Source organism: Paraferrimonas sedimenticola (genome assembly GCF_002282855.1).
GTDB lineage: Bacteria > Pseudomonadota > Gammaproteobacteria > Enterobacterales > Shewanellaceae > Paraferrimonas > Paraferrimonas sedimenticola.
The window spans coordinates 634,659-656,355 of sequence record NZ_NRIR01000001.1 but is presented as its reverse complement, the minus strand read 5'-3'; the positions used below and the strand labels follow the sequence as shown (position 1 = coordinate 656,355).

The 21,697-nt window shown below is 51.5% G+C and carries 19 protein-coding genes; 6 read left to right on the top strand and 13 right to left on the bottom strand.

Annotated elements, in window-relative coordinates:
* Positions 1–11: 11 nt before the first annotated feature.
* Together CLC93_RS02790 and recN are read right to left on the bottom strand one after the other, a co-directional pair.
* On the bottom strand, positions 12–473 hold the full coding sequence (locus tag CLC93_RS02790) for an outer membrane protein assembly factor BamE (protein ID WP_095504406.1): 462 nt from the start codon (positions 471–473) through the stop codon (positions 12–14).
* A 112-nt stretch (positions 474–585) separates the two neighbouring features.
* A complete protein-coding gene (gene recN / locus CLC93_RS02785) occupies positions 586–2,250 on the bottom strand; it encodes a DNA repair protein RecN (protein ID WP_095504405.1) in 1,665 nt (554 codons plus the stop codon).
* 251 nt (positions 2,251–2,501) lie between these two features.
* Here recN and CLC93_RS02780 point away from each other — a divergent pair, with 251 nt between their 5' ends.
* Entirely contained in the window at positions 2,502–4,676 is a 2,175-nt protein-coding gene (locus CLC93_RS02780) for a S9 family peptidase (RefSeq protein WP_095504404.1), read from the top strand.
* Between the two features lie 88 nt (positions 4,677–4,764).
* On the opposite strand, the gene nadK is transcribed toward CLC93_RS02780, so the two are convergent.
* Positions 4,765–5,649 carry an NAD(+) kinase gene (nadK, locus tag CLC93_RS02775; protein WP_425439834.1) on the bottom strand — a complete coding sequence of 295 codons (885 nt, stop codon included), beginning with the start codon at positions 5,647–5,649 and terminating at the stop codon, positions 4,765–4,767.
* 87 nt (positions 5,650–5,736) lie between these two features.
* Between nadK and grpE the strand changes: the two genes are divergently transcribed.
* Positions 5,737–6,339 carry a nucleotide exchange factor GrpE gene (gene grpE / locus CLC93_RS02770; RefSeq protein WP_095504402.1) on the top strand — a complete coding sequence of 201 codons (603 nt, stop codon included), beginning with the start codon at positions 5,737–5,739 and terminating at the stop codon, positions 6,337–6,339.
* 140 nt (positions 6,340–6,479) lie between these two features.
* Here the strand turns inward: grpE and CLC93_RS02765 are convergent, their stop codons facing one another.
* Positions 6,480–7,409, bottom strand: a complete 930-nt coding sequence (locus tag CLC93_RS02765; protein WP_095504401.1) for a LysR family transcriptional regulator — start codon at positions 7,407–7,409, stop codon at positions 6,480–6,482.
* Positions 7,410–7,553: 144 nt separating this feature from the next.
* On the opposite strand from CLC93_RS02765, the gene CLC93_RS02760 reads away from it, so the two are divergent.
* Positions 7,554–9,581, top strand: coding sequence for an alkyl/aryl-sulfatase (locus CLC93_RS02760; RefSeq protein ID WP_095504400.1), 2,028 nt, complete (start codon positions 7,554–7,556; stop codon positions 9,579–9,581).
* Positions 9,582–9,713: 132 nt separating this feature from the next.
* Here the strand turns inward: CLC93_RS02760 and CLC93_RS02755 are convergent, their stop codons facing one another.
* On the bottom strand, positions 9,714–10,589 hold the full coding sequence (locus CLC93_RS02755; protein WP_095504399.1) for a LysR family transcriptional regulator: 876 nt from the start codon (positions 10,587–10,589) through the stop codon (positions 9,714–9,716).
* A 171-nt stretch (positions 10,590–10,760) separates the two neighbouring features.
* Here CLC93_RS02755 and CLC93_RS02750 point away from each other — a divergent pair, with 171 nt between their 5' ends.
* Complete coding sequence (locus CLC93_RS02750) at positions 10,761–11,828, top strand: linear amide C-N hydrolase (protein ID WP_095504398.1); 1,068 nt, start codon at positions 10,761–10,763, stop codon at positions 11,826–11,828.
* Positions 11,829–11,923: 95 nt separating this feature from the next.
* Here the strand turns inward: CLC93_RS02750 and CLC93_RS02745 are convergent, their stop codons facing one another.
* Positions 11,924–13,201 (bottom strand): serine hydrolase domain-containing protein, encoded by a 1,278-nt coding sequence (locus CLC93_RS02745; RefSeq protein WP_141237335.1) that lies wholly within the window; start codon positions 13,199–13,201, stop codon positions 11,924–11,926.
* A 153-nt stretch (positions 13,202–13,354) separates the two neighbouring features.
* Between CLC93_RS02745 and CLC93_RS02740 the strand changes: the two genes are divergently transcribed.
* Positions 13,355–14,224 (top strand): LysR family transcriptional regulator, encoded by an 870-nt coding sequence (locus CLC93_RS02740; protein ID WP_169902775.1) that lies wholly within the window; start codon positions 13,355–13,357, stop codon positions 14,222–14,224.
* Between the two features lie 25 nt (positions 14,225–14,249).
* Here the strand turns inward: CLC93_RS02740 and CLC93_RS02735 are convergent, their stop codons facing one another.
* Together CLC93_RS02735 and CLC93_RS02730 are read right to left on the bottom strand one after the other, a co-directional pair.
* Positions 14,250–14,735 carry a SixA phosphatase family protein gene (locus tag CLC93_RS02735; protein WP_095504395.1) on the bottom strand — a complete coding sequence of 162 codons (486 nt, stop codon included), beginning with the start codon at positions 14,733–14,735 and terminating at the stop codon, positions 14,250–14,252.
* Positions 14,735–15,199, bottom strand: coding sequence for a hypothetical protein (locus CLC93_RS02730; protein ID WP_095504394.1), 465 nt, complete (start codon positions 15,197–15,199; stop codon positions 14,735–14,737). The genes CLC93_RS02735 and CLC93_RS02730 overlap by 1 nt, the downstream gene beginning before the upstream one ends.
* Positions 15,200–15,309: 110 nt before the next feature.
* On the opposite strand from CLC93_RS02730, the gene CLC93_RS02725 reads away from it, so the two are divergent.
* On the top strand, positions 15,310–15,948 hold the full coding sequence (locus CLC93_RS02725) for a peroxiredoxin-like family protein (RefSeq protein WP_095504393.1): 639 nt from the start codon (positions 15,310–15,312) through the stop codon (positions 15,946–15,948).
* Positions 15,949–15,965: 17 nt separating this feature from the next.
* Here CLC93_RS02725 and CLC93_RS02720 read toward each other — a convergent pair whose 3' ends face one another.
* The 5 genes from CLC93_RS02720 to CLC93_RS02700 form a co-directional block, all read right to left on the bottom strand.
* Positions 15,966–16,406, bottom strand: a complete 441-nt coding sequence (locus CLC93_RS02720; RefSeq protein WP_095504392.1) for a hypothetical protein — start codon at positions 16,404–16,406, stop codon at positions 15,966–15,968.
* Positions 16,407–16,410: 4 nt separating this feature from the next.
* Positions 16,411–17,070: a TorD/DmsD family molecular chaperone gene (locus CLC93_RS02715; RefSeq protein ID WP_095504391.1), complete on the bottom strand. Its 660-nt coding sequence runs from the start codon at positions 17,068–17,070 to the stop codon at positions 16,411–16,413.
* A gap of 124 nt (positions 17,071–17,194) precedes the next feature.
* Positions 17,195–17,827 (bottom strand): DMSO/selenate family reductase complex B subunit, encoded by a 633-nt coding sequence (locus CLC93_RS02710; RefSeq protein ID WP_095504390.1) that lies wholly within the window; start codon positions 17,825–17,827, stop codon positions 17,195–17,197.
* Between the two features lie 14 nt (positions 17,828–17,841).
* The gene (locus CLC93_RS02705; RefSeq protein ID WP_095504389.1) at positions 17,842–20,400 is read right to left on the bottom strand and encodes a DMSO/selenate family reductase complex A subunit; all 2,559 of its coding nucleotides are present in this window, start codon (positions 20,398–20,400) and stop codon (positions 17,842–17,844) included.
* Between the two features lie 352 nt (positions 20,401–20,752).
* On the bottom strand, positions 20,753–21,646 hold the full coding sequence (locus tag CLC93_RS02700) for a DMT family transporter (protein ID WP_095504388.1): 894 nt from the start codon (positions 21,644–21,646) through the stop codon (positions 20,753–20,755).
* Positions 21,647–21,697 lie beyond the last annotated feature (51 nt).

The window sequence follows — 21,697 nt, the reverse complement described above, 5'->3', positions numbered from 1 at the left end:
GGGCGTGAGCCTTACTCTTGGCTTTGCTCTAGCTCTTTGCGCAGCTCATCTGGATCTTGTTCTTCGTCTTCAACCACAGTGCTGGTGACGGTTGGCAGTTCACCTGTACCTAACGGGGTGTTGAAGTTTTCGCTGAGCTCATAGTCACCATCTACAGCCACTACCTTGTCGTCTTCAAAACGAACAATCAGCTCTTTTTTGGTGATTTTGGCGTTGCGGCCAGATTTGAAGTGGTACACATAGTACCAGGTGTTTTCGGCAAAACTGTCGCGAAGAACCGGGCGCCCTAAGACGTACTCGACCTGCTCTTTGGTCATCTCAATACGCAGCTGTTCTACCTGCTGCTTTTCCATGTAGTTGCCTTGGGGGATGTCAATCTTGTACACCAGCCAGTCCACCATGGCACAACCGGACAGGCTGAACGCCAAAATTCCGCTTGCGGCCAGCTGGCCGATTTGTTTTCTAGTTATCATAGATTTCGAATCTTCTACTGCAGTAAGCCACTCATGATACTGACCCGCCTAAGTTGTTACAAGTCGGTCAAATGGCCGATTTGCACAAGTTGCGGGTCAATTATCGAGAAAGTTACTCGTTGGACAGCAAAAGTTGCTCTGCGTTCGCCAGTGCCACATCGGTAATGGTGTCACCCGCTAATAAGCGTGCCAGTTCGCTAAGACGAGCAGGGCGGTCAAGCGGCATCATAGAGGTGTGGGTTTCCCCTTTGCGGGTCTGCTTGGCCACTTTCAGCTGCTGGTGGCCCTGACCTGCCACTTGCGGCAAGTGAGTGACACAGAACACCTGACTGGTTTTCCCCAGTGTGCGCAACAGGTTACCCACCACCGAGGCGGTCGCACCTGAGATGCCGGTATCCACTTCATCGAAAATCAGGGTAGGGGTGGCGTTCTTGCTGGAGCACAGTACTTGCAGTGCCAGACCAATACGCGACAGCTCACCACCAGAGGCTACCTTGGTCATAGGCGCCAGTGGTTGACCTGGGTTGGTGGTCACTAGGAATTGAATGGCGTCGGTGCCAAGGGGCGAGCGTCCTTGCTCTGGGGTCAGCTCGATCTCAAATTGGCCCTTAGGCATATTGAGCTCGGCCATTTTTTTGGTCACTTTCTTGGCCAGTTGGGCGGCAAAGCGGCTGCGACTCTCGCTGAGTTTGCGCGCCTTGGTTTGGTAATCGCTTTGCGCTTGCTCTAGCGCTTGGGCAAGCTCATCGAGAGCCTGGTCTTCGCCGTTTAGACCGGCTAGTTCTTCAGCTAGGGTCTGGTGAGTTTGTGCTACCGCTTCTGGGTGCACCTGATGCTTGCGCCCAAGCTCGTGGTATTGGCTAAGGCGAGTTTCTAGCTGAGCTAAACGTTCAGGGTCTAGCTCTAAATCTTGCAGATAAGCGTCGAGCTCGCCTCGAGATTCTTGCACTTGAATCAGGGCGGTGTTGAGCATCTCGGTCACCGAGGCTAGACGCGGGTCGAGCTCGCTAAGCTCGGATGATTGGGACACGCCTTGGTTGAGCAAGCTGTCTAGGTTGAGCTCGGGATCTTCGCCCAACAACTGGACTAGAGACTGGGCCGCTTGTAGTAACTGGCTGCCGTTGGCCAGAGTTTTGTGCTCTTGCACCAGCTCTGGGTATTCGTTGTCGCTAGGAGCAAATTCGTCGAGCTCGGCCACTTGGTAGGCCAGCAATTGTTGGCGCGCCTGACGCTCAGATTGGGATTGAGTGAGTGCCTCGAGTTGATTGGCGCACTGACGCCAATGGCGATAGCTTATCGCCACCTTGTCCAAAAGCCCCTGATGATTGGCGTAGTTGTCCAAAAGCTCCAGTTGATGCTCGCTTTTGGCCAGGGCGTGATGGGCGTGTTGGCCGTGCACGCTAACCAACAGCTCGCCTAATTGCTTGAGCTGAGCCAGTGGTACCGGTGTGCCATTGATGTAGCCGCGGGAGCGACCGTCTTGGTTGACCAAACGGCGCAGTAAGCACTCGCCTTCGCCATCGAGCTCGTTGGCCTTTAGCCAGGCCTGCGCTGCTGGAATTTGGCTGAGGTCGAACTGAGCGCTAACTTCGGCTTTAGCAGCACCTGGGCGCACCATACTGGCCTCAGCGCGACGACCCAAACACAAACCAAGGGCGTCAATCGCAATCGATTTACCCGCACCGGTTTCACCGGTAATGGTGGTCATTCCGGCGTCAAAATCCAATTCGAGAAATTTTACAATGGCAAAGTTTTGAACCGTTAGTTGGCAGAGCATGGCGAGCCCTCACGTCCTGTGTTTTTATACAGTGAATTGCTGTCCAGTATATACTGTATTCCTATACAGTAAATATCTTTGTTCAAAAAAACTGCGAATTGATGGTTTTTGTAGCTGATTTTTCAGGAGATTTACGCTCTTCTGACGCTGGCAAATTCTTACATTTCACATCTATTCAACTTATGTCAGCTCAGGTAGTCTAGCTAATCGCACAATCTCAATTCAAAAAAAGCCTTTGAAAGGAATCCTTCATGAACAAAACAGGAATCGCTTTATCAATCTTATGCCTGTCACTTGCAGGTTGTAATGGAGGGACAGAGCCAGTGTCAGAAAGTTCAATGTCAGAGAAAAAGGCTGCTGCCGAGAAAATCAGCGCGCCGGTCGCTAAAAAAATCCCGCACAAGTTGGAAGCTCACGGCGATGTGCGCATCGATAACTACTACTGGATGCGTGATGACGCTCGTACCGATGCCGAGGTGCTGGCTCACCTAGAAGCGGAAAACGCTTACGCCAAACAAATGTTGTCGCCAATGGCAGACTTGCAAAAATCATTGGTCGAAGAGCTCATTGGCCGCGTGGAAAAAGACGACTCTTCTGTGCCTGTATTAGTGCGTGGTTACTACTACCAGAGCCGCTACAGCGGCGATTCCGAGTATCCTGTATACGTGCGTCGCAAGGGCAGCGAAGACGGCCCTGAAGAAGTCCTGCTTGATGGCAACGAGATGGCCAAAGGCCACGAGTACTTCAACATAGGTTCTTTCGCGGTGAGCACCAATAACGAGCTGATGGCTTACTCCACCGATACGCTTTCTCGTCGCATTTACACCATTGAATTTAAGAACTTAAGCTCAGGCGAAAAGCTTAACGACAAGCTTGAAGGCACCAGTGGTCAGATTGTTTGGGCCAATGACAATGCCACGGTTTACTACATCAAGAAAGATCCGCAAACCCTATTGGGCTATCAGGTCTATCGTCACAAGCTGGGCACGCCACAGGCGGATGACGAGCTGGTGTACGAAGAGAGCGATTCGACTTTTTACACCTACTTGGGCAAGACCAAAGACGATAGCGTTATCTATATCTTCCACGACCACACCACTAAAACCGGTGCGTCGATCTTGGATGCCAACGATAGCAGCCAGCCGCTGAAGTTATTCCACCCCATCGAAGAGGGCTTGGAGTACGACTTTGAAAAGCTGGGTGACACTTACTATGTGCGCACCAACTGGAACGCTAAGAACTTCCGTTTGATGAAGGTGCACCAAAGCAAGACTGCCGATAAGTCAGCCTGGGAAGAAGTGATTGCCCATCGCGATGACGTCTACCTGCAAAACTTCACTCTGTTCAACGACCACTTGGTGGTTCAAGAAAAAGAGATGGGCCAAGGTCGTTTGTTAGTGACTCAAATGTCCACTGGCAAGACTCAGACCATCGCATTTGATGACGAGGTGTTTGTGGCCAACCTAGCGGGTGGCAACGGCAATCTAGATGCCACTGCGGTTCGCATCGGCTACAGCTCTCCAACGACGCCAAGCTCAATTTACGATGTGGACTTGAACACTCTCTCGAAGACCTTGAAGAAGCAAGACAAGGTGTTGGGTGATTTTGACCCGGCGAACTACAAAGCCGAGCGTATTTTTGTGACGGCCCGTGATGGTGCCAAGGTGCCTGTGACTCTGCGTTATCGCAAAGAGCTGTTTAAGAAAGACGGCACCAACCCTCTGTATCAATACGGTTACGGCTCGTACGGTACCACTATCGAACCTTACTTCTCGGACAGCTGGCTATCACTGATGGATCGCGGATTTGTGGTGGCGATAGCCCATATTCGCGGCTCGCAAATGCTGGGTCGTCCATGGTACGAAGATGGCAAGATGTTCAACAAGATCAATACCTTCAACGACTTCATTGACGTGACTAAGGGCTTGGTTGAGCAAAAGTATGGCGATGAGAAGCGCGTTTACATGGCTGGCGGTAGTGCTGGTGGTTTGTTGATGGGCGCCGTGATGAACATGTCGCCTGAGCTGTATCATGGCGTGGCTGCCCATGTACCCTTTGTGGACGTGGTCACTACCATGAGTGACCCAAGCATTCCGCTGACCACCAACGAGTACAGTGAGTGGGGCAACCCGGCCAACGAAGACTCGTACAAGTACATGCTGTCATACTCTCCGTACGACCAGGTAGAAGCTAAGGCTTATCCGCATACTTTGGTGACGACAGGTTTGCACGACTCACAGGTTCAGTACTTTGAGCCTATGAAGTGGGTAGCCAAGCTTCGTGAGCTTAAGACCGACGACAATATGCTGGTATTTGATACCGACATGGAAGCCGGTCACGGTGGTGCGTCAGGTCGCTTTAAGCGCTTTGAGAAACGCGCTCAGGAGTATGCCTTCTTCATTCATTTGGCGAATCAAAAGCTGTAAAGCTGGCTAACTAAAAAAGGCTGCATTGCCCTGATTTTAGGGAATGCAGCCTTTTTTGTGTCTGGTACTTTATCTAGGATTAGCCTGCCTAAAACAGACGCGAACCCCACCCCAGCTTAGAGCGCAACGCCTCAAAGTAATCGTGCTGTTTGGGGTGAATCAAACGCAATCGTTGCTCGGAGCGGCGAATTACGATTTGGTCGTCCGCCATAACCGGCAGAGTGATGTGACCGTCGCAGGAAATCATTTGCTCGACTCGACTATCTGGAGATACCTGTAGCTTGATGGTGCTACTGGCATCAATCACAATGGGGCGCGCCGATAGAGTGTGGGGGAACATGGGCACCAAAATAAAGGCGTCGATGTTAGGGGTTAGAATCGCACCTCCGGCAGACAGTGAATACGCGGTCGAGCCGGTTGGCGTCGAGACAATCATGCCATCCGCTCGCTGCGAGTACATGAACTTATCGTCCACGAACACTTCAAACTCAATCATGTGCGCCACTTGACCTGGGTGAAGCACCACCTCGTTCATGGCGGTGTAGCTTGAATTCATCTCGCCTTGACGCACCACTTCGGCTTCAATTAAAAAGCGCTTTTCGGTGTCGTACTCGCCGTTGAGCACTTCTTCTAATTGCGGCTCAAAGCCCTCGGGCGGCAAGTCGGTCAAAAAGCCCAAGTTGCCCCGGTTAACCCCGATAACGCCAATGTCGTAGCGGGCCAGAACTCGCGCGGCGCCGAGCATGTTGCCATCACCGCCAATCACTATGGCCAAATCCGCCTGAGCACCGATTTGATTGATGCTGGCAGTCTCCACAAAAAACTCCAACTGCTGGGCGGCAGAATGCTCCACAATCACCCTATGGCCACGCTTATTTAACCAACGAAATAAGCGGGTTAGAGTCTCTTTTGTTTGGTTGTGATGGGACTTACCCACCAAACCTATGCATTGAAAGCTTGGCTTGGACAAAATTTGTTTAACCTTAAGGCCTTGAAACGGTCAGCTTGATCCCCATAATAAGCTCACAAACGTAAGAAACAAGTTTTAGCTGGAGTAACCATGACGGATAGCAAAACCGAAGCCGCGAGCCAAGATGTGCAGCCGGAAATTGCTGAAGAGAACGCGCAACTGGATGAAACCCAAGCGGAAGTTGAGCAAGAGCAGGCCCAAGAAGCCTCTCAAGAGCAAGAGTTAGACGCCGTTGAGCTTGCCAAACAATTGGCCGAAGCCCAAGCCACTATCGCTGAACAAAAGGACACAGTACTTCGTGCCAAAGCCGAAGTGGACAACATTCGTCGCCGCGCCGCTATTGACGTTACTAAGGCCAAAGATTTCGCCCTAGAGAAGTTTGCCAAAGAACTGCTAAGCGTTATCGACAACCTAGAGCGCGCGCTGCAAGGCGATGCGGACGAAGCCACTCAAGCGGTTCGCGAAGGGGTTGAGTTGACTCTGAAGTCATTCTTGAGCACGGTTGAGAAGTTCGGTATTAAGGCGATTGATCCGAAAGGCGAAGCCTTTAATCCAGAGCAACATCAGGCCATCTCTATGGTGCCTAACCCTGAGTTGCCAGCCAATACCGTGATGGACGTAATGCAAAAAGGTTACGAGCTAAACGGCCGTTTGCTCCGTCCTGCAATGGTGATTGTTAGCCAGGGCGGCTAATTCCCAAAAGTAAGGCGCTTTTCTTATAAAGCCAGCCACCTGTGGGTTACACACAAGGTTGCTGGCTTTTTTATTGCTCTCAAACAATCTTGCTATTTCCCAATCCCCATTTCTTGAGGCAAGCCACAGCCCCTTCAGTATCACAAGCCGATAGACGAACTCAGCTGATCCCTTGCTTGCTGCAGCATGACTCGCAACCACTGGTGCGCTGAGCTGTTGGCGATGCCTTTGTGCCAAATCATCTTAAGTGGCACCGCTGGCATCTCGATAGGCAGTTCAAAGATGTTCAAGCCAAATTGTTTGGCTTGCTGGCTGGCATAACCTCTGGGCACAACGCCAATCAAATCGGTCTGGGCGCATAGCGTCATCATAGCGACGATAGAGGAACACTCGCATTCGATGTCGCGACTGGCAACCACTTGCGGGCTAAAGGCATTGACCATGTGTAGATTAGAGCGGCGCATGATCAAACCAGCGTGCTGCTCGCTGTAGTACTGGGCTTTGGTGGGCTGTTGCGTTATTCGCGGATGATCACTTCTAACAATAATCACCAGCTCTTCTCGAGACAGCTCTTGTTGCGCGAAAGCGGCTGGGATGGTTGGGAATAGGTCAATTGCCACATCCGCTTGCTGTCGGCTTAAGTCGTCGAAAATGGCCTGCTCTTCGACCGGCGTCATTTTAAATTGAATGCGCGCGCCATAGGGGGCGATAAGCTTCTTAACAATGGGGTAGAGCATTAGCATGGCGTATTCGTTGGCGTACACAGTAAAAATACGCCGGGTGGTCATGGGGTCAAACTGCTGCTGTGCCTCGATGACATGCTCTATTTGTTGCATCGACACTAGTAGCTGTTGCTCAAAGCTCTTGGCAAATACGGTCAGCTCAATGCCGCGCCCTTTTCGAATAAACAGGGTTTCTGCCAGCTCACTTTTCAAGCGGATCATGGCATTGCTCACGGCCGACTGGGTCATCCCCAATCGCTCGGCCGCTTGAGTAAAAGATTGGTGTTGGCAAACCGCCAAAAAAATACGCAATAGATTCAAATCCAGTTGGTCGGACTTTTTCTTCATGGCTTAACCCATTTATAAAAGTGATGTTTGGTATTTATATTATCCGTTTATCGTATGAATAATAACTCCTAAAGTAGCGTCATTGATTTCGGTTGGGCGAAACAGCCTCAACCTTTGATTTGATTCCGCTACTTGGAGAACCTTATGAAAAAGTCACTAATAGCCCTTTCAATTACCGCTGTTGTTGGTTTGCAGACCTTGCCGCACAGCGCGCAAGCTGACGAAATGAATAGCTTGGATTACCAAGGTAAGCCCGCCAGCGCGCACACGGTAACTGCGAATAAAGCACTCGCTAAGACCTTACCTTGGCAGGACACCACAGCGTTTGAGCGTACCCAAAAAGGTCTTATTGCCGAGTTCGGCACCCACGCAGCGGGGGAGCTTAAAAATCGCTTTCAGTACATGGCAGAGATGAATGTGGATGAGCTTCCTAGTTCGGTGAACCCATCCATCTGGCGACAAGGCATGCTGAATTACGCCGCTGGTGGCTTGTACCAGGTGACCGACGGCGTGTATCAGATTCGCGGCGCGGACTTGTCGAATATGACTATTTATCGCACCAACAACGGCTACGTCATCCATGACCCTTTGCTGTCTAAAGAGGCCGCTGCCGCTTCATGGGAGTTTGCCAAGCAACACCTGCCTGCGATCAATGGCGAGCATAAGATCACCGGCATGATCTACTCCCACATGCATGCGGATCACTTTGGTGGCTCTCGCGGGGTTTTCGAGTCGGGAGATTTTGTCAAAGACGCGCCCATTTATGCGCCTAAAGACTTCATCAAAGAGCTCGCTGACGAGAATGTGATTGGCGGGACCGCCATGGGTCGCCGAGCGAATTATCAGTACGGCACCACGCTGGAAAACAGCACCACAGGTATTGTGGATAACGCCTTAGGTTTGGGAACCTCTCGTGGCAAAGTTACCCTGGTAGCGCCAACCGTTGAGATTCAAGAGCGCGAAGCTAGCATCACAATCGATGGGTTAGAGTTCCACGCGATTAATATGCCTGGCGCCGAAGCACCTGCTGAAATTGTGCTGTATGTGCCTGAGTACCGTTCGCTTAATACCGCCGAACTGACTTACGACGGCATGCACAACATCTACACCTTCCGTGGCGCTAAGGTGCGTGATGCGCTGATTTGGACCAAGTACCTAACCGAGCTTAAGCTGCGTTTTGTGGACACTGGGTTGGTCGACAACATTCATGCGGCTCACTCTGCGCCTGTGTGGAATGATGCAAGCACAGAGGTCAATGAAATCGCCGAGTACATGACGCTGCAACGTGACAACTATGGCTTTGTCCACAATCAGGCGATGCGCTTGGCAAACCACGGTGTCACCATTAGCGATGTGGGCCGCGAGATTGAAAAGATTGTGCCGCAATCACAGCTGGATACCTGGCACACCAACGGCTATCACGGCTCATACAGCCATAACGCTCGTGCCGTAGTGAACTTGTACTTGGGTTACCACGATATGAACCCGGTAAACACCAACCCACTACAAACCCAAGAAAAATCTTGTGTTTATGTAGAAGCTGCCGGCGAAGATGCGCTGTACAAAGCGGGTATGAAGCACTTCGACAATGGTAACTATCAAGAGTCATCGCAGCTGTTTAACGACTTAGTGCAATGCGACCCGAATAACTTTACGTATCGCAATGCGTTAGCGGATAGCTTTGAACAACAAGGGTATCAATCGGAAACCATGGCCTGGCGTAACTCTTATTTGCAAGGTGCGGTTGAATTGAGAACTGGCAAAATTGAGCCATCTATCAAGCTGGCTTCAGCGGACGTGATCGCCAACACGCCAACCGGCATGTTCCTCGACTTTATCGCGGTTAAGTTAAACGCTGAGAAAGCCGAAGCGGCAGGTTTGAACTTTAATCTGGGGCTGATTCACCCAGATTTGGATGAGCGCTACTACGCCGAGGTTTCTAACGCCAATATGGCCAACATCCAAGTGGATCAGTTGCCTACAACCGACGTTACTCTGGAGATCAGCAAGGCGGACCTGACCAAAGTGGTATTAGGCCAAGTGACCCTTGAGGAATTGCTGAAATCCGGTGAAGCAAAGGTCAAAGGTAATGGCGAGCTGATTGGAAAGCTTGCGGCAACTCTAGATGAGTTTGATGGCATGTTTGAAATCTTGCCAATGCCAACCAAGTAAATTGTTTATACAGGCAAAACGCAAAGCGGCTTTCTGAGGAAAGCCGCTTTTTTTTGGTAGATGAAGTCGTTGTGAGCTTGGTTTCGGCTTTTTGGCTTCCGGCTTTTTGACTTCCGATCGAGCAATGGTCGACTAGCAATTATCCAGTGTCTGCACTTTTTGAATGAACATTCGACTAGCGGCATCCATGGGGCGCTCTTCTAACCACAGAATATCGGTAAAGTAATACCAGGGTTTCTCGTTGGCCAAAGACACCGTCTTAAGCTCACCGCTTTCAATCGCATCCAAACAGCGAAACTTAGGCAAATGGGCGTAGCCCACCCCTTGCTTTATAAGTCCTATGATCTGCTCGGCGTTATTGCACTCAATCACCTGATGGCTGGTGACGTCCGCTAACTCCAACCCCGACTCTCTAAAGAAAGTAAAAGTAATCTGCCGCCAGCCGCGCAAGTCGTGAATGCTAACCGTATCGGCGCAATCGAAATCGCTGGCCACCACCCGTGTCACCTCAAAGCTAAAGCCACGCACCGAAGAGAGTTTGTCGGCCAGGTGAATAGTGGAAAAGCACAGCGCCACGTCTGCCTCGCCGCTAAGTACCCAAGCTTGTACTTGTTGGGTGTCGCCATTAAGCACTTTTAAATCAATCCCCGGAAAGGCATCCAACAGCTCGGCCATGATTTGATTGAGTCGCGCTTGGCGCAGGCCGGTATCGATGGCGATGGTCAGCCGGGCAGGCGTCCCTTGGCCTAAGCTTTCCACTCTTTGCTCTAGGTGCAAACTCTCGCGCAGCACAGCTTTAGCAAACTGGTATAAGTCGCGCCCTTGCTCGGTGAGCTCTAGGGATTTTGGATGGCGAATAAATAGCTCGAGGTTGGTGTCTATTTCAAACCCCGTCAGTTGCTCGCGCACGGTCGAGGCGTGTTTGTTGAGAGTTCTTGCGGCTTGGCGAATGCCGCCTTGCTCGACAATCGCTACAAAGGCTTGTAGCTGCTCCATTGAATAAGCCATAGGACGATTCCTCTAGGTTGGGCGCTATCGACTACTACTCTCACTTTTTGGCGGGTTAAACCCTAGCCTTAGACGCTTTGAGTATACATAAAAACCTTCATAATGACCTCAAAGCCAAGCAGGCTCATTTTTTATTCAGCAAGCCAAACGCTCACACGAGGTTTAAAGACTATGTTCAAACTTAACAAAATCGCCGCCATCACTATCGCTGCTGCTTCTATCGCTGCCATGACTGGCGCTGCTAACGCATGTTCACGCATCACTCTGGACACACCGCACGGTGTATCGACCGTTCGCTCTTTGGACTGGGGTGATCAGCTGGGCAACGTGGCACAAGTAAACCCTGTGGGCATTAAAAACGTCTCTGAAACTCCAAGCTACAAGAGTGCCATGAGCTGGACCACCAAGTATCACGCCATTGCGCAAATGGAGTGGGACGTGTTTGGCGGTGTGGCTTCTGATGCCATCAACTCTGAAGGTCTGGGTGCGTCTTTGCTGTACATGTACGACTCAGCAGTATTCATCAAAGACTACAAAGACACAGGTGCACCAGCGCTTAGCTTCCTTGATGTCATCCGCTACATCACCGAAACCTATGCGACCACCGAAGAAGCGGTAAATGCCTTTAACAACAACGAATGGCAAATTGCATGGGCCGATGGTTTGCACGGCGCTCAGCACGGTTTGCACATCTCTATTCACGATAAGTCGGGCGACATTGCACTGCTGCAATTGAACGAAGGCGGCAAAATGGTGGTTCACCGCGGTGATGTGAAATCTGATTTGCGCGTAATGGCCAATTCGCCATTGCAGCAAGACCACCGTGCCTATGTTGCTAAAGCTAACCTGAACGACCTAGAAGCTAAGAGCATTCCAAGCTCAATCAGCTCGCTAGACCGCAACCTGCGTGGCCTGTTTAACACCAAGCACGTGACTTTCAAAGAAGACGCTAGCTGGGCACAAACTCGCGGTAAGCTACTAAGCACCTACAACACGGGTAACCTGGTTCCACAAGACCTAATTGACCCTGTAAACGGCGAGACTTACGCCACTTGGACTCAGTTTGTTTACAACCACGACAACGGTGATTTCTTGTTCACCAACTACGACACTCGTGAGCAAATTGGCTACAACTTCAACGACACAGTGGACTTCACCCAAACCATGTGTGCCGACACTGTGTTGCAAGCCAGCCAGGGCCTAAACCGAGCGGTATTCTCGCCTTGTAAAGCTCAGTAACAGACTAAGTTAACAAGAAAAAAGGGGAGCCGATTGGCTCCCCTTTGTTGTAGATGGCCACCCATAGTTCCTGCCAGGATGACCAAAGTTGTGAATTAGTCCAGCGCCTTAATAATGGCGTTGATGGCAGACAGCATTTCCGCATCGTTTGGATCGTTTAGCGATTCCACTTGGCTGGCTTGGCGAACCACAACTACATTGGCGGTTGGGTCAACGTAGATCCACTGACCGAAGATGCCCAAAGCCGTGTAAGCTTTGTTTTCGTTCATGCTGTGCCAGAACTGGTTCTTGTAGCTCCAACCTTCCAGGACTGCGCCGTCGTAGCTGTAACCGCCCTTGGCGAACTTCGCTGGGTTACCACCTTGTTCGGTAGACTTGATTGCATCTGGGTGAATCAGTTGCTCGCCACGTAGGTTCTTACCGCCGTCAGCTAGCATTTGACCGAACTTAGCCATATCGCGAGCCATGCCGTTTAGACCACCAGAAGCTAAGCCAACTGAAGCCGCGTCAGACATGATGTATGCACCGCGCTCGGCACCGATTTTTGACCAAATGCGCTCTTCTAGTACATCGCTGTAAGGCTTGCCTTCAACGGTTGAAATCAACCAGCCAATCACGTCGGTGTTGGCGGTCAGGTAGTGAAACTCTTGGCCGTGTGGACGGTCACCGTCTTTGCTCAGACCTTTTAGGAAGTCGTGAATGGTTTTAGGACCTTGGTAACCTTCTTCCATTGGAGTTAGACCAACGGTTTTGGCGTGCTGGAACACTTCGGCGTTTGGATCTTCGTAGTGCTCTGAGTACTTAAGGTTGTTGGTCATGTCCAGTACTTGGCCAACGGTGGCATCGCCAAAGGCTGAGTCGGCCAATTCAGGGATGTATTTGCTCACTAGCGCGTCGCGGTCCAGTTTGCCTTCGGCTACCAAAGTTGCGCCTAGAATACCGGTGAACGACTTGGTCACGCTCATCATTTGGTGTTGAGTGCGGTAGGTCTGACCGTCGAAGTACTCTTCCATTACGATCTCACCGTCTTTCAGCACCACAAAGGCATCGGCGCGGTGCTTGTTGAGCATTTCGCCAAGCTCTAGGGTTTTACCTTGGTGGGAGAAAGTGAACTCTAGGCCCAGTTGCTTTTTGGCGTACGGTAGTACGATTGAATCCTTTACGTCACCCGAGTCAATTTGCTTGGTGTGCAAGAACTCAGACATGTGCTTGTAGGTGTAGCGGTTTTGGTCTGGGTGCAGAAGGTTGGTTTCGTTCGCGCCCATTTCTACGCGAGTTTTGCCGGCAGAGTCTACGGCGTGGGCCATGCCAGCGGTCATCATGCCTGCTGTCATAACTGAGGCTAGGGTTAGCGCGATAACTGAACGTTTCATAGGAATCTCCACTATTTGGTCGACTGGGTTTTCGTCGACGTGATTCAAAAGGTTTAGCTGATGGAGGAGATTCTAATCCAACCCCGAAATATGTTAGTGTCAAAACTTCAAACTTCAGGTTGGAGGTTGATTTGTCAGAATGGGAGGGGAATTGTGCACATCACCACAGAGCGACTGCAGTACTTGGTAGCTGTGGCCAAACACGGTAGCTTTTCTTCCGCCGCTCGCGAGCTGGGAGTGAGTAACACCGCGGTCAATAAAACCATTCAGGCGTTAGAGTTCGACTTGGACTTGGTGATTTTTGAGCGTCAAGCGGGCAAGCGACCAGTACTCACCGATGCAGGCAAGGCCCTGTATTTTCAGGCGCTGGATATTTTGCCGCGCATCATACAAATGGAGCAAAGCGCTGACTTGCTTAGCCAAGGGGTTGAGTCGTCCCTGTCGATTGCTCTGCATCCCTATACCCATTACCCCGAGTTCAACGAGCTGCTGCGCGAGCTCAGCCTTATGTACCCGACTGTCGAACTTAAGGTACTGGATGCTGAGGCCTTGTCTGGCTATGACGATGAATTCGATGTGATGATCGCGCCCAGTCGCAACACCCTACCGCGGGGGCTTCAAATATCCACCATTGGTGAGTTCGAGTGGCTGATTGTGTGCGCGCCGCAGTTCGATCTGGTTAAACGCAAGGGTCACTTGGCTATTGAGGACTTCGATTTACACCAACAGCTTTTGCTGGCTGAGGGCTTTTTCACCAAACCCGAGTATCGCGAGGCTATGCGTCACTCTTCACGAGTAATAAGCGTCGACCGTTTTTATCAATTACGTGAGTTGCTATTAAGCGGGGTGGGCTTTGCCATGTATCCCGCCAAGCTGGCCGCGCCTTTGATTGAATCAGGCCAGCTGGTGGACTTGGAATTCGATTTTGGCCAATCCGGCAACCGCTGGCCCATCGAGGTGTTGTGGCGCAACCAGCAGGGTAAAGCGGGGCAGTGGCTGGTGGAGCAGTTGGTTAGCGACTAGTGGCTAGCGACTCGAGTCAAAGCCACTAGTGACCAGCCCCAAAGCGCAACAACTCCGCCTGTTGCGGATTATCCAGCGGAATCACGTACAAGCGGTCGTATTCGCTCTTCTCTTCTATCTCGCCAAAATCCGGAGCACCTAGCAGCAGTGCCAGCTCGGGCGTGGTGTTGCTATGCCCAACCACCACCGTAGTCACTGCGCGCTCGCGCAGTGTGTTGGCTAGTGCTTGCAGGTCTTTGGCGTTATAGATTTCTACGGTTTGGCCCAGTTGCTCGGCCAGCGGGGCTGCAGTTTGTCGAGTGCGACGATAATCCGAGCTCATAATGCGCTCAACTGGCTTTTGTCTTAGTAACTCAGCTAACGCCAACGCGCGTTGCTGACCTTGAGCGGTGAGCTCAGGATCTTTGACATCTAATTGCTTCTCCGCGTGACGCACTAAGTAAATGTCTGCCGCCAGCACTTGGCAGGGCAGAAAAACAATAAGGCCAAGGGCCAGCAACAGGGATTTCATTAGTATCGGTATCCTACGCTGATAAAGGGGTAGCTGCCGCCTTTGTACTGATTGTAATTGGCGCCTAAAGTCCAGCCGGATTCACGGCGGCCGCTGAAGTAGAACTTCACTCCAAGCGAGGCACCTGGAGTGGCTTTGTACTCGCTGCTTGAGGGCTCACCCGGTGGGGTGTAACCGCCAGTGCTCTCCAATTTCACCACGCCGCCATAAGCCACCAAGGCCATGTATTTGTTGACCCAAAGCTTACCGCCAGCACCACCGCTGATCACCTGGCCTGAATCTCGGGCAAAGCTTTGGTTAAGGCCAATCGCCAAAAAAGCCTCTAGGCTTTTTACCGGAAGGTTGTAACCCATTTGAATGCCGGCAAAACCGTAATCCACGCCAATCCCGGTTTCAAAGGTCCATTCATCGGCGTAAACACTTGAGCTGGTGAGCGCAAACAGCAGCACTGCGATTTTTCGCATTCGACTCATCCTTGAACTTGTGCAACAAAACTTGAAAGCTGCCGGTCTAGCTTGGCAGTCTAACTCTAATCACAGTTGCCAGTGTGCCATTTGACCTAAGGAAAATTCAAATGACTCGTTTAATTACTTTACTAATCAGCGCGATAGCTTTCAGTGCCAGTGTGGTTGCCGACCCTCAACAGGGGATTGCTGAATCACCGCTAGAGGTACACCCGTTGCTCAATAGCCAGTTGGTGCCAAGCGTGACTTTGAAAGATCACAAGGGCGAGAAGGTATCGCTGAACCAATTGGCGGCGCAACAGCCAACCTTGTTGGTGTTTTATCGCGGCGGCTGGTGTCCATTCTGCAATCAACAACTGGCATCGCTGCAGCAGGTCCTTCCGCAAATTAAAGACTTGGGTTATCAGGTGGCCGCCATCTCACCAGACACTCCTGAGCGCTTGAACGCCTCGCGTATCGACGGTGAGATTGATTACACTTTGCTATCAGATAATGGCTTGGATGCGATTCGCGCCTTTGGCCTGGCTTTCTTTCTAGAAGACTCGCTTGCCAAGCGCTATCGCGACAAGATGGGGTCTGTGTTTGCCACCGCTGACGGCACTGACCGTATTGTGTTGCCAGTGCCTGCTGTGTATCTGTTGGACACCGACGGCAAGGTGCAATTTAGCTATGTGAATCCGGATTATCGCGTGCGCATGCCTGAGACTTTGATTCTAGAAGCGGCTAAGACTTACGCGCCGCGAGGCTAACACGGCAGAGAGAGCCGCTAGCACATGTTGCGCGCGGCTCTTTGACGTTGCACTCGCAGCTGGTTGCCTTGCTCAAAGGCTTTGAGTAGGGCGCTGCTCTGTTTGACCAGCTCTGGGGTGAGCTCGGCCTTCTGCATCTCTTCAGCATAGTGCCTGGCCAACACCAAAATCACATACTCTTCTTGCTGCATTTCCAAGCCTTGCAGCAGCTTGACGAACAACAACTGAAAGCAGTCAAACAAGGCCAGAAACAGCGCATCGTCGCTAATTTCTTCTTGCTGAAAGCGCCAGTCTTGCTCGCGAAAACTCAGAGCGGCAATTAAGTCTGCCAGCTTGTTCATCTCTACCATGGCCGAGAAGTAACGCTTAAGCGATTTTTGCTGGGCTAAGTGCTTGGCCAGGCGGTCGGCATAATCGGACTTATGCCACTGTTGTTTGATAGCGCCGAGTGCAGTCATAGGCTTATTGATACAGTTTTAGAGACTCAACCTCTAATGACAGAGCTTGGGTCAGGGTGCATTGAAGGTCTTGAGCCAATAGTGCCAAGCCTTTGAAAAAATCGCTGTTAGCGTGCTCAAGCGCTTGGCTAAAGCAGCGGTCAGACCAAGGGAATACATGGCTTTGCAAAAGCTCGATAAGTTGTTGCACGGTCTGCTCGGAATCTGGGTTGGCCAAGATGGCTTGCAGCAGTTCGGCGATACAGCCAAACAATAGAGCGATGTGATCCGCTGGTAGATTGCGCTCAAGCTGATACACCAAGCCGATGTCTTTTAAAAAGCGGCGCAGCGCTGTGGTCGAATCGTCGTTGAGAATACCTTCTTCACCAAGGTATACCGAGCCCCAAGGCATGGCATTTGGGCGACCAGGGCCAAAGAACAGTTGCCCATAATCTAGGCTCAATTGGGTGTGTTGGTCGGCTTGGTATTGCTCTAAATAGGCATGGACCAATTCTCGGCCTTGGCGGTTTTGCTCTGAGTCGTTAAAGCGCGGCCAATTGGCACCGAGTTGGTTTTGTTTGAAGGTGTCCATCAGCTCGGCTGATGGGTAGTAGATCAGCACATTGTGCAGCACTTGAGCGGCGGCTTGTGCGTCTTCTAATAGGATTTGGGTGCTGTCTGTCATGACTCTTTCTTTTTATAACTTAGTCTTTGTAGTAGCTCAGTCTTTGTAAAGTGCGGCGCTCGCGAGGAGCGCCGCAATTGTCTTAAAACCTAGTAACTCGGTTCTAAGACGTTTCGGCGAGTGCTTATACTTCTGCCGGGTTAACCACAGAGCCTGTACCGGCACCTGCAGGTTGGCCATTAGGGTTAGCCAACAAAATCAGGTTAGGGTCGGTCTCGGCAGCTGGTGGCAGCGGTGCAATGTGACCGTCTCCATTGCCGTACTTGGCGCGTAAGTTGTCCATGGTGTCGAAGTCCAACGCGCGCAGCGGGCAAGAGTCCACACAGCTTGGCTTAAGTCCTTCGGCGATGCGGTCATAGCAACCGTCGCATTTGGTCATTACGTTGCGCTCGTTGTCGATTTGAGGCGCATCGTAAGGACAAGCTTTGGCGCACATCTCACAGCCGATACACACTTCTTGGTCAACTAGCACCAAGCCGTCTGTCTCGCGTTTGGCCATGGCACCGGTTGGGCAGGCTTCCACACAAGCAGGCTTGTTACAGTGGTTGCAGCTGATTGAGGCGTAGTAAGCGTACACACTTTGGGTAAAGGCGTTGTTGTCGTCCTTCGTCCAAGTGCCGCCGCAGTACTCGTAGACACGACGCCAGTTAAGGCCAAGGGTCAAATCGCTCTTGTCTTTACAGGCGATTTGGCAAGTCTTACAGCCGGTGCACTTACGAGTATCAACAAAAAAGCCGTATTGTTTGTTGTCAGACATAATTGTTTACTCCATTAAGCCTTTTTGATTTGCACGCGGTTGGTGTGCTGCGGGTTGCCCTTAGTCACAGGGGACGGGTGGTACTTGGTCAGGGTGTTGATACAACCGCCCACATCGACCACGTGACCCGAAGGACCCACACGACCGTCAGTGTCAGGTTGGTACCAAGCGCCTTGACCCATCATGGCGACACCTGGGGTAACACGTGGAGTGATACGCACAGGTAGCTCGATGGTACCGCGAGTGTTCCAAACCTGAACTAGGTCGCCAGATTCTAGACCGCGCTGGTTGGCATCCATAGGGTTTAGCCAAACCGCATCTTCAACCGCTTCGCGCAACCAAGGCACGTTATGGAAAGACGAGTGGGTACGACCCTTGGTGTGGTAACCACACAGCTGCAACGGGTAGTCTTCGGCGGTAACCTTGTCCTCGAAACCGTCCCAAGTCACAACGTACTGAGGCAGTGGCGTGATTAGGTCGCCTTTGTCGCGCAACGTCCAAGTGGCGGCTTTCTTAGCGTTAGAAATCGAGAAGATTTCGATTTTGCCTGAAACCGTTGGACGAGGGTTGTTGGCAGGATCTTGCACAAAGCTTTGCAAGCTCACTGTGCTGCCAGGCACGTACTTGCGGAACACGCCTTGAGTTTGAGCATCCGCCAAAGTTTCTGGCATGTCGATGTCAGAGTTCATGCCACGAGTTTCGTCGTACAACTTAGCCACCCACTCAGAGCTGGTGCGACCTTCGGTGTACTCAGACTCTTTGCCCATCTTGGCGGCGATGCCGGTACAGATGTCGTACATGGACTTGGACTCACCCAGAGGTTTTAGCGAGCTGCTCATCATGGTGATGTAGCCCATTTGACCTGAGGCGTAGCTGTCGTTGGCTAAATCTTCAGACTCAAGCCAAGTGGTGTCTGGTAGTAGGATGTCGGCGAATTTGGCCGATGGAGTCATCCAGCAATCACACACAACAATCATCTCGCACTTAGACTCGTCACGCAGAATATCTGCGGTGCCGTTGCTGTCAGAGTGTTGGTTCACCAGCGCGTTACCGGCGGCGTTAATAATGACTTTAATGTCGTTCGTTAGCTTGGCTTCAGAGTTGTCTGCCAGCTCGTTAGAGCCAGATGCAGCAAAACGCACACCGTCGGTCAGGCCGGTAAATTCTTTACCGCGAACCACAGCGTCGGACCAAGAGAACACAGGAATGGTCACATCGATTGGGTTGCTACCGGTTGGCATGCCAGAAACGCCCAAGCTAAAGCTGGTCGGCATAGCACCAGTGCTTACACCGGCGTTACCAATCTTACCTGTCATGATGGCCAGCATGTAGACCGCACGAGTTGACTGGTCACCGTTGGCGTGACGGCTAATACCGGCACCGGCAGAGATGTATGGCGCGTTAGCGGCCATGATCTTGTCGGCAAGCTGCTTGATGTCGGCAGCGGGTACGCCAGTGATTGGCTCGGCCCACTCAGGAGTGCGAGCGCCTTGCGCTGCGTACTTACCAGCACCCAGAATGTAGTCTTTGTAGTTATCTTCGACGTCGATGTACTGAGCGTGCTCGTCGCCCTTAGCTTCTAGCTCGGCTTTGGCCGCTTCTAGTGAGGCCTTGTCGTAACCCACACAGCACTTGTCTAGGAAAGATTTAGCGTTGGCTTCTACCCAACCAGAGCTGATCATCTCATGGATAACCGCTTCGGCCAGTGCCGCATCGGTGCCTGGGCGAATCGCCAACCAACGGTCTTCGGTTCCGCGCATTGAGTCGGTGTAACGAGGCTCAACCATCCAGACTTCGATACCGTTTTGGTTCTTCTCAAGGGCTTTGACGAAGTCATAGCCTTCGCCAGACCCTGACATACGGATTTCGTTAGGGTTGAAACCAAAGCCAACGAACAAGTCAGAGTTTTCGATTTCAGCCAGCGAGCTGCCGCCAATCGAATCCCACTGGTCGCCGTAGGTCGCCATACTCGCTGAGTAAGCACCGGCCCACGAGTAATCCCAGTGGTGGTTTAGGAAACCGCCGTTTAGGTTTAGCAGACGCTGCCAAGTGGCGGTGTTGCTAGCAAAGCCATAGTAGGCACCAGTGCCGTAGTGGAAGTAGATAGCGTCGTTGCCGTAATCGGCCGCGGTGGATTGCAGTTTAGAAGCAATCTCTTCATAAGCTTGTTCCCAGCTAATTGGCACAAACTCGCCAGCGCCACGCTTACCAACGCGCTTCATTGGCTGAGTCAGACGATCTGGCGCATAGGTGCGTTGCTTCAACGAGCGGCCGCGCGGGCATGGACGAATGTGGTGGCTAACACCGTACTCGTCGGTGGTGATGTTCTCGGCTTCAACGCGAGTGATCACACCGTCTTCTGAATAAACTTTGATTGGGCAGTTAGAGCCACAGTTTACCAAGCAGGCAGACCAGTTGACCTGTTCGCCTTCAGGGGCTGGCGGATCAATCGGTGGATCAACTGGTGGGTCAATGGGAAGTTCTTCTTCTGGCGCTTTGTCTGAATTACAGCCCACCAATGTGGCTGAACAACTCAGAGCAGCACTCATTTTGAGAAAATTACGTCGTTCCATAGTGTTTTCCTTGTAAACATTTCTCGATATTCGGTGCCTGTCGCTGCGGATTGGCTCACAACAATGCGCGCGGGCGAACAGGTCAGAGAGAAACTGAAAACATGGTAACTGGCGGAAGTTTGCTACCAAAATGGCGTAATTCAGTATCTTTCTAACGCCAAAAAGATGTGTTTTACATACAAAACAGACATTTATGAGAAGAAAATTTCTACAGTCGATGAATATTTTGGTTATACGCGCTGCGTAAAATAAAAGCGGGCTAAAGCTAAAAAAAACGAGCGTATTCCAAAACGTGATCTAGCTTGGTCGGATGTGTTGTGGTGGTGATCTTGATGTTGCGCGAATGTGGCGATCAACTTCTTTTGAGCTTCTGAAAACCCAGTGCAGTGATAATCATTGCCAAACCAACAAAGGTCGATATTTGCAGACTCTCTTTGAGAATGGCGGCGATGAAAAATAACGACAGTACCGGTGAGATGAAAGCCAGGTTGCTAATGCTAGCGGTAGAGACGCTGTCGCTCTGCTGCGCCTTTTTAAGCGCCATTAGCCAGAGTACAAAGGTGAGCCCCATCTCAAACAGACCCACATAAGCGGCACCGGCAAAACTCTTGAGAGTCAGTTCGGGCCAACCGTCGGTGAATAGGGTGAGCGCGGCAATAAACGGCAGGCTGGTAACAAAGCTGAGTAACAAGCTGACAACAGGATCACCCTTGTCTTTGGTGTTGAGTAGCCAATAGCTGGCCCACAGCAAGGTGGAAGCAAGGGCCAACGCCACCCCAAGCGGGCTCTCGAACTCAAGCGCTAACAAATTGCCGCTGGTGGCGATCACCAGTACCCCAAAATAAGCCAGCGCGGCGGCAATCACATCCACACTTCTGAGCTTTTGTCCAAGTACTGGCACGGCCAATAAACTTAGCACCACAGGCCAGGTGTAATTGAGCGGTTGCGCCTGTTGCGCAGGCAATAGGTCGTAGGCCTGAAACAGCACCCAGTAGTAGGCAAGAGGGTTGAGCAAGCCTGTGATTATGTAAAACTTGGGTTGCGCTTGAAACTGGCGGCCGCACAAGCGCCACTTGCCTTGCCAAATGACCACGCTGCCCAAAAAAACAATGGACACCAAAGCCGCCAGCAGCACCAGTTGGATCGGGGTCATTTGTGCCAGGGCGAGCTTAAATGCGGTGGCCACTGTGGACCAAAGCAAAACAGCGCTCAAACCAAAGGCATAAGGCACCCACTGGGGTTGCATGGCTAACTCCTTGAATTCACTAAATCACAGCGGATTATATCCACCTTTAGC

What these genes read in the sequence shown, in the direction of transcription:
- CLC93_RS02790 (WP_095504406.1), bottom strand. Translation starts at nt 473, where the DNA reads ATGATAACTAGAAAACAAATCGGCCAGCTGGCCGCAAGCGGAATTTTG.
- recN (WP_095504405.1), bottom strand. Translation starts at nt 2,250, where the DNA reads ATGCTCTGCCAACTAACGGTTCAAAACTTTGCCATTGTAAAATTTCTC.
- CLC93_RS02780 (WP_095504404.1), top strand. Translation starts at nt 2,502, where the DNA reads ATGAACAAAACAGGAATCGCTTTATCAATCTTATGCCTGTCACTTGCA.
- grpE (WP_095504402.1), top strand. Translation starts at nt 5,737, where the DNA reads ATGACGGATAGCAAAACCGAAGCCGCGAGCCAAGATGTGCAGCCGGAA.
- CLC93_RS02765 (WP_095504401.1), bottom strand. Translation starts at nt 7,409, where the DNA reads ATGAAGAAAAAGTCCGACCAACTGGATTTGAATCTATTGCGTATTTTT.
- CLC93_RS02760 (WP_095504400.1), top strand. Translation starts at nt 7,554, where the DNA reads ATGAAAAAGTCACTAATAGCCCTTTCAATTACCGCTGTTGTTGGTTTG.
- CLC93_RS02755 (WP_095504399.1), bottom strand. Translation starts at nt 10,589, where the DNA reads ATGGCTTATTCAATGGAGCAGCTACAAGCCTTTGTAGCGATTGTCGAG.
- CLC93_RS02750 (WP_095504398.1), top strand. Translation starts at nt 10,761, where the DNA reads ATGTTCAAACTTAACAAAATCGCCGCCATCACTATCGCTGCTGCTTCT.
- CLC93_RS02745 (WP_141237335.1), bottom strand. Translation starts at nt 13,201, where the DNA reads ATGAAACGTTCAGTTATCGCGCTAACCCTAGCCTCAGTTATGACAGCA.
- CLC93_RS02735 (WP_095504395.1), bottom strand. Translation starts at nt 14,735, where the DNA reads ATGAAATCCCTGTTGCTGGCCCTTGGCCTTATTGTTTTTCTGCCCTGC.
- CLC93_RS02730 (WP_095504394.1), bottom strand. Translation starts at nt 15,199, where the DNA reads ATGCGAAAAATCGCAGTGCTGCTGTTTGCGCTCACCAGCTCAAGTGTT.
- CLC93_RS02725 (WP_095504393.1), top strand. Translation starts at nt 15,310, where the DNA reads ATGACTCGTTTAATTACTTTACTAATCAGCGCGATAGCTTTCAGTGCC.
- CLC93_RS02720 (WP_095504392.1), bottom strand. Translation starts at nt 16,406, where the DNA reads ATGACTGCACTCGGCGCTATCAAACAACAGTGGCATAAGTCCGATTAT.
- CLC93_RS02715 (WP_095504391.1), bottom strand. Translation starts at nt 17,070, where the DNA reads ATGACAGACAGCACCCAAATCCTATTAGAAGACGCACAAGCCGCCGCT.
- CLC93_RS02710 (WP_095504390.1), bottom strand. Translation starts at nt 17,827, where the DNA reads ATGTCTGACAACAAACAATACGGCTTTTTTGTTGATACTCGTAAGTGC.
- CLC93_RS02705 (WP_095504389.1), bottom strand. Translation starts at nt 20,400, where the DNA reads ATGGAACGACGTAATTTTCTCAAAATGAGTGCTGCTCTGAGTTGTTCA.
- CLC93_RS02700 (WP_095504388.1), bottom strand. Translation starts at nt 21,646, where the DNA reads ATGCAACCCCAGTGGGTGCCTTATGCCTTTGGTTTGAGCGCTGTTTTG.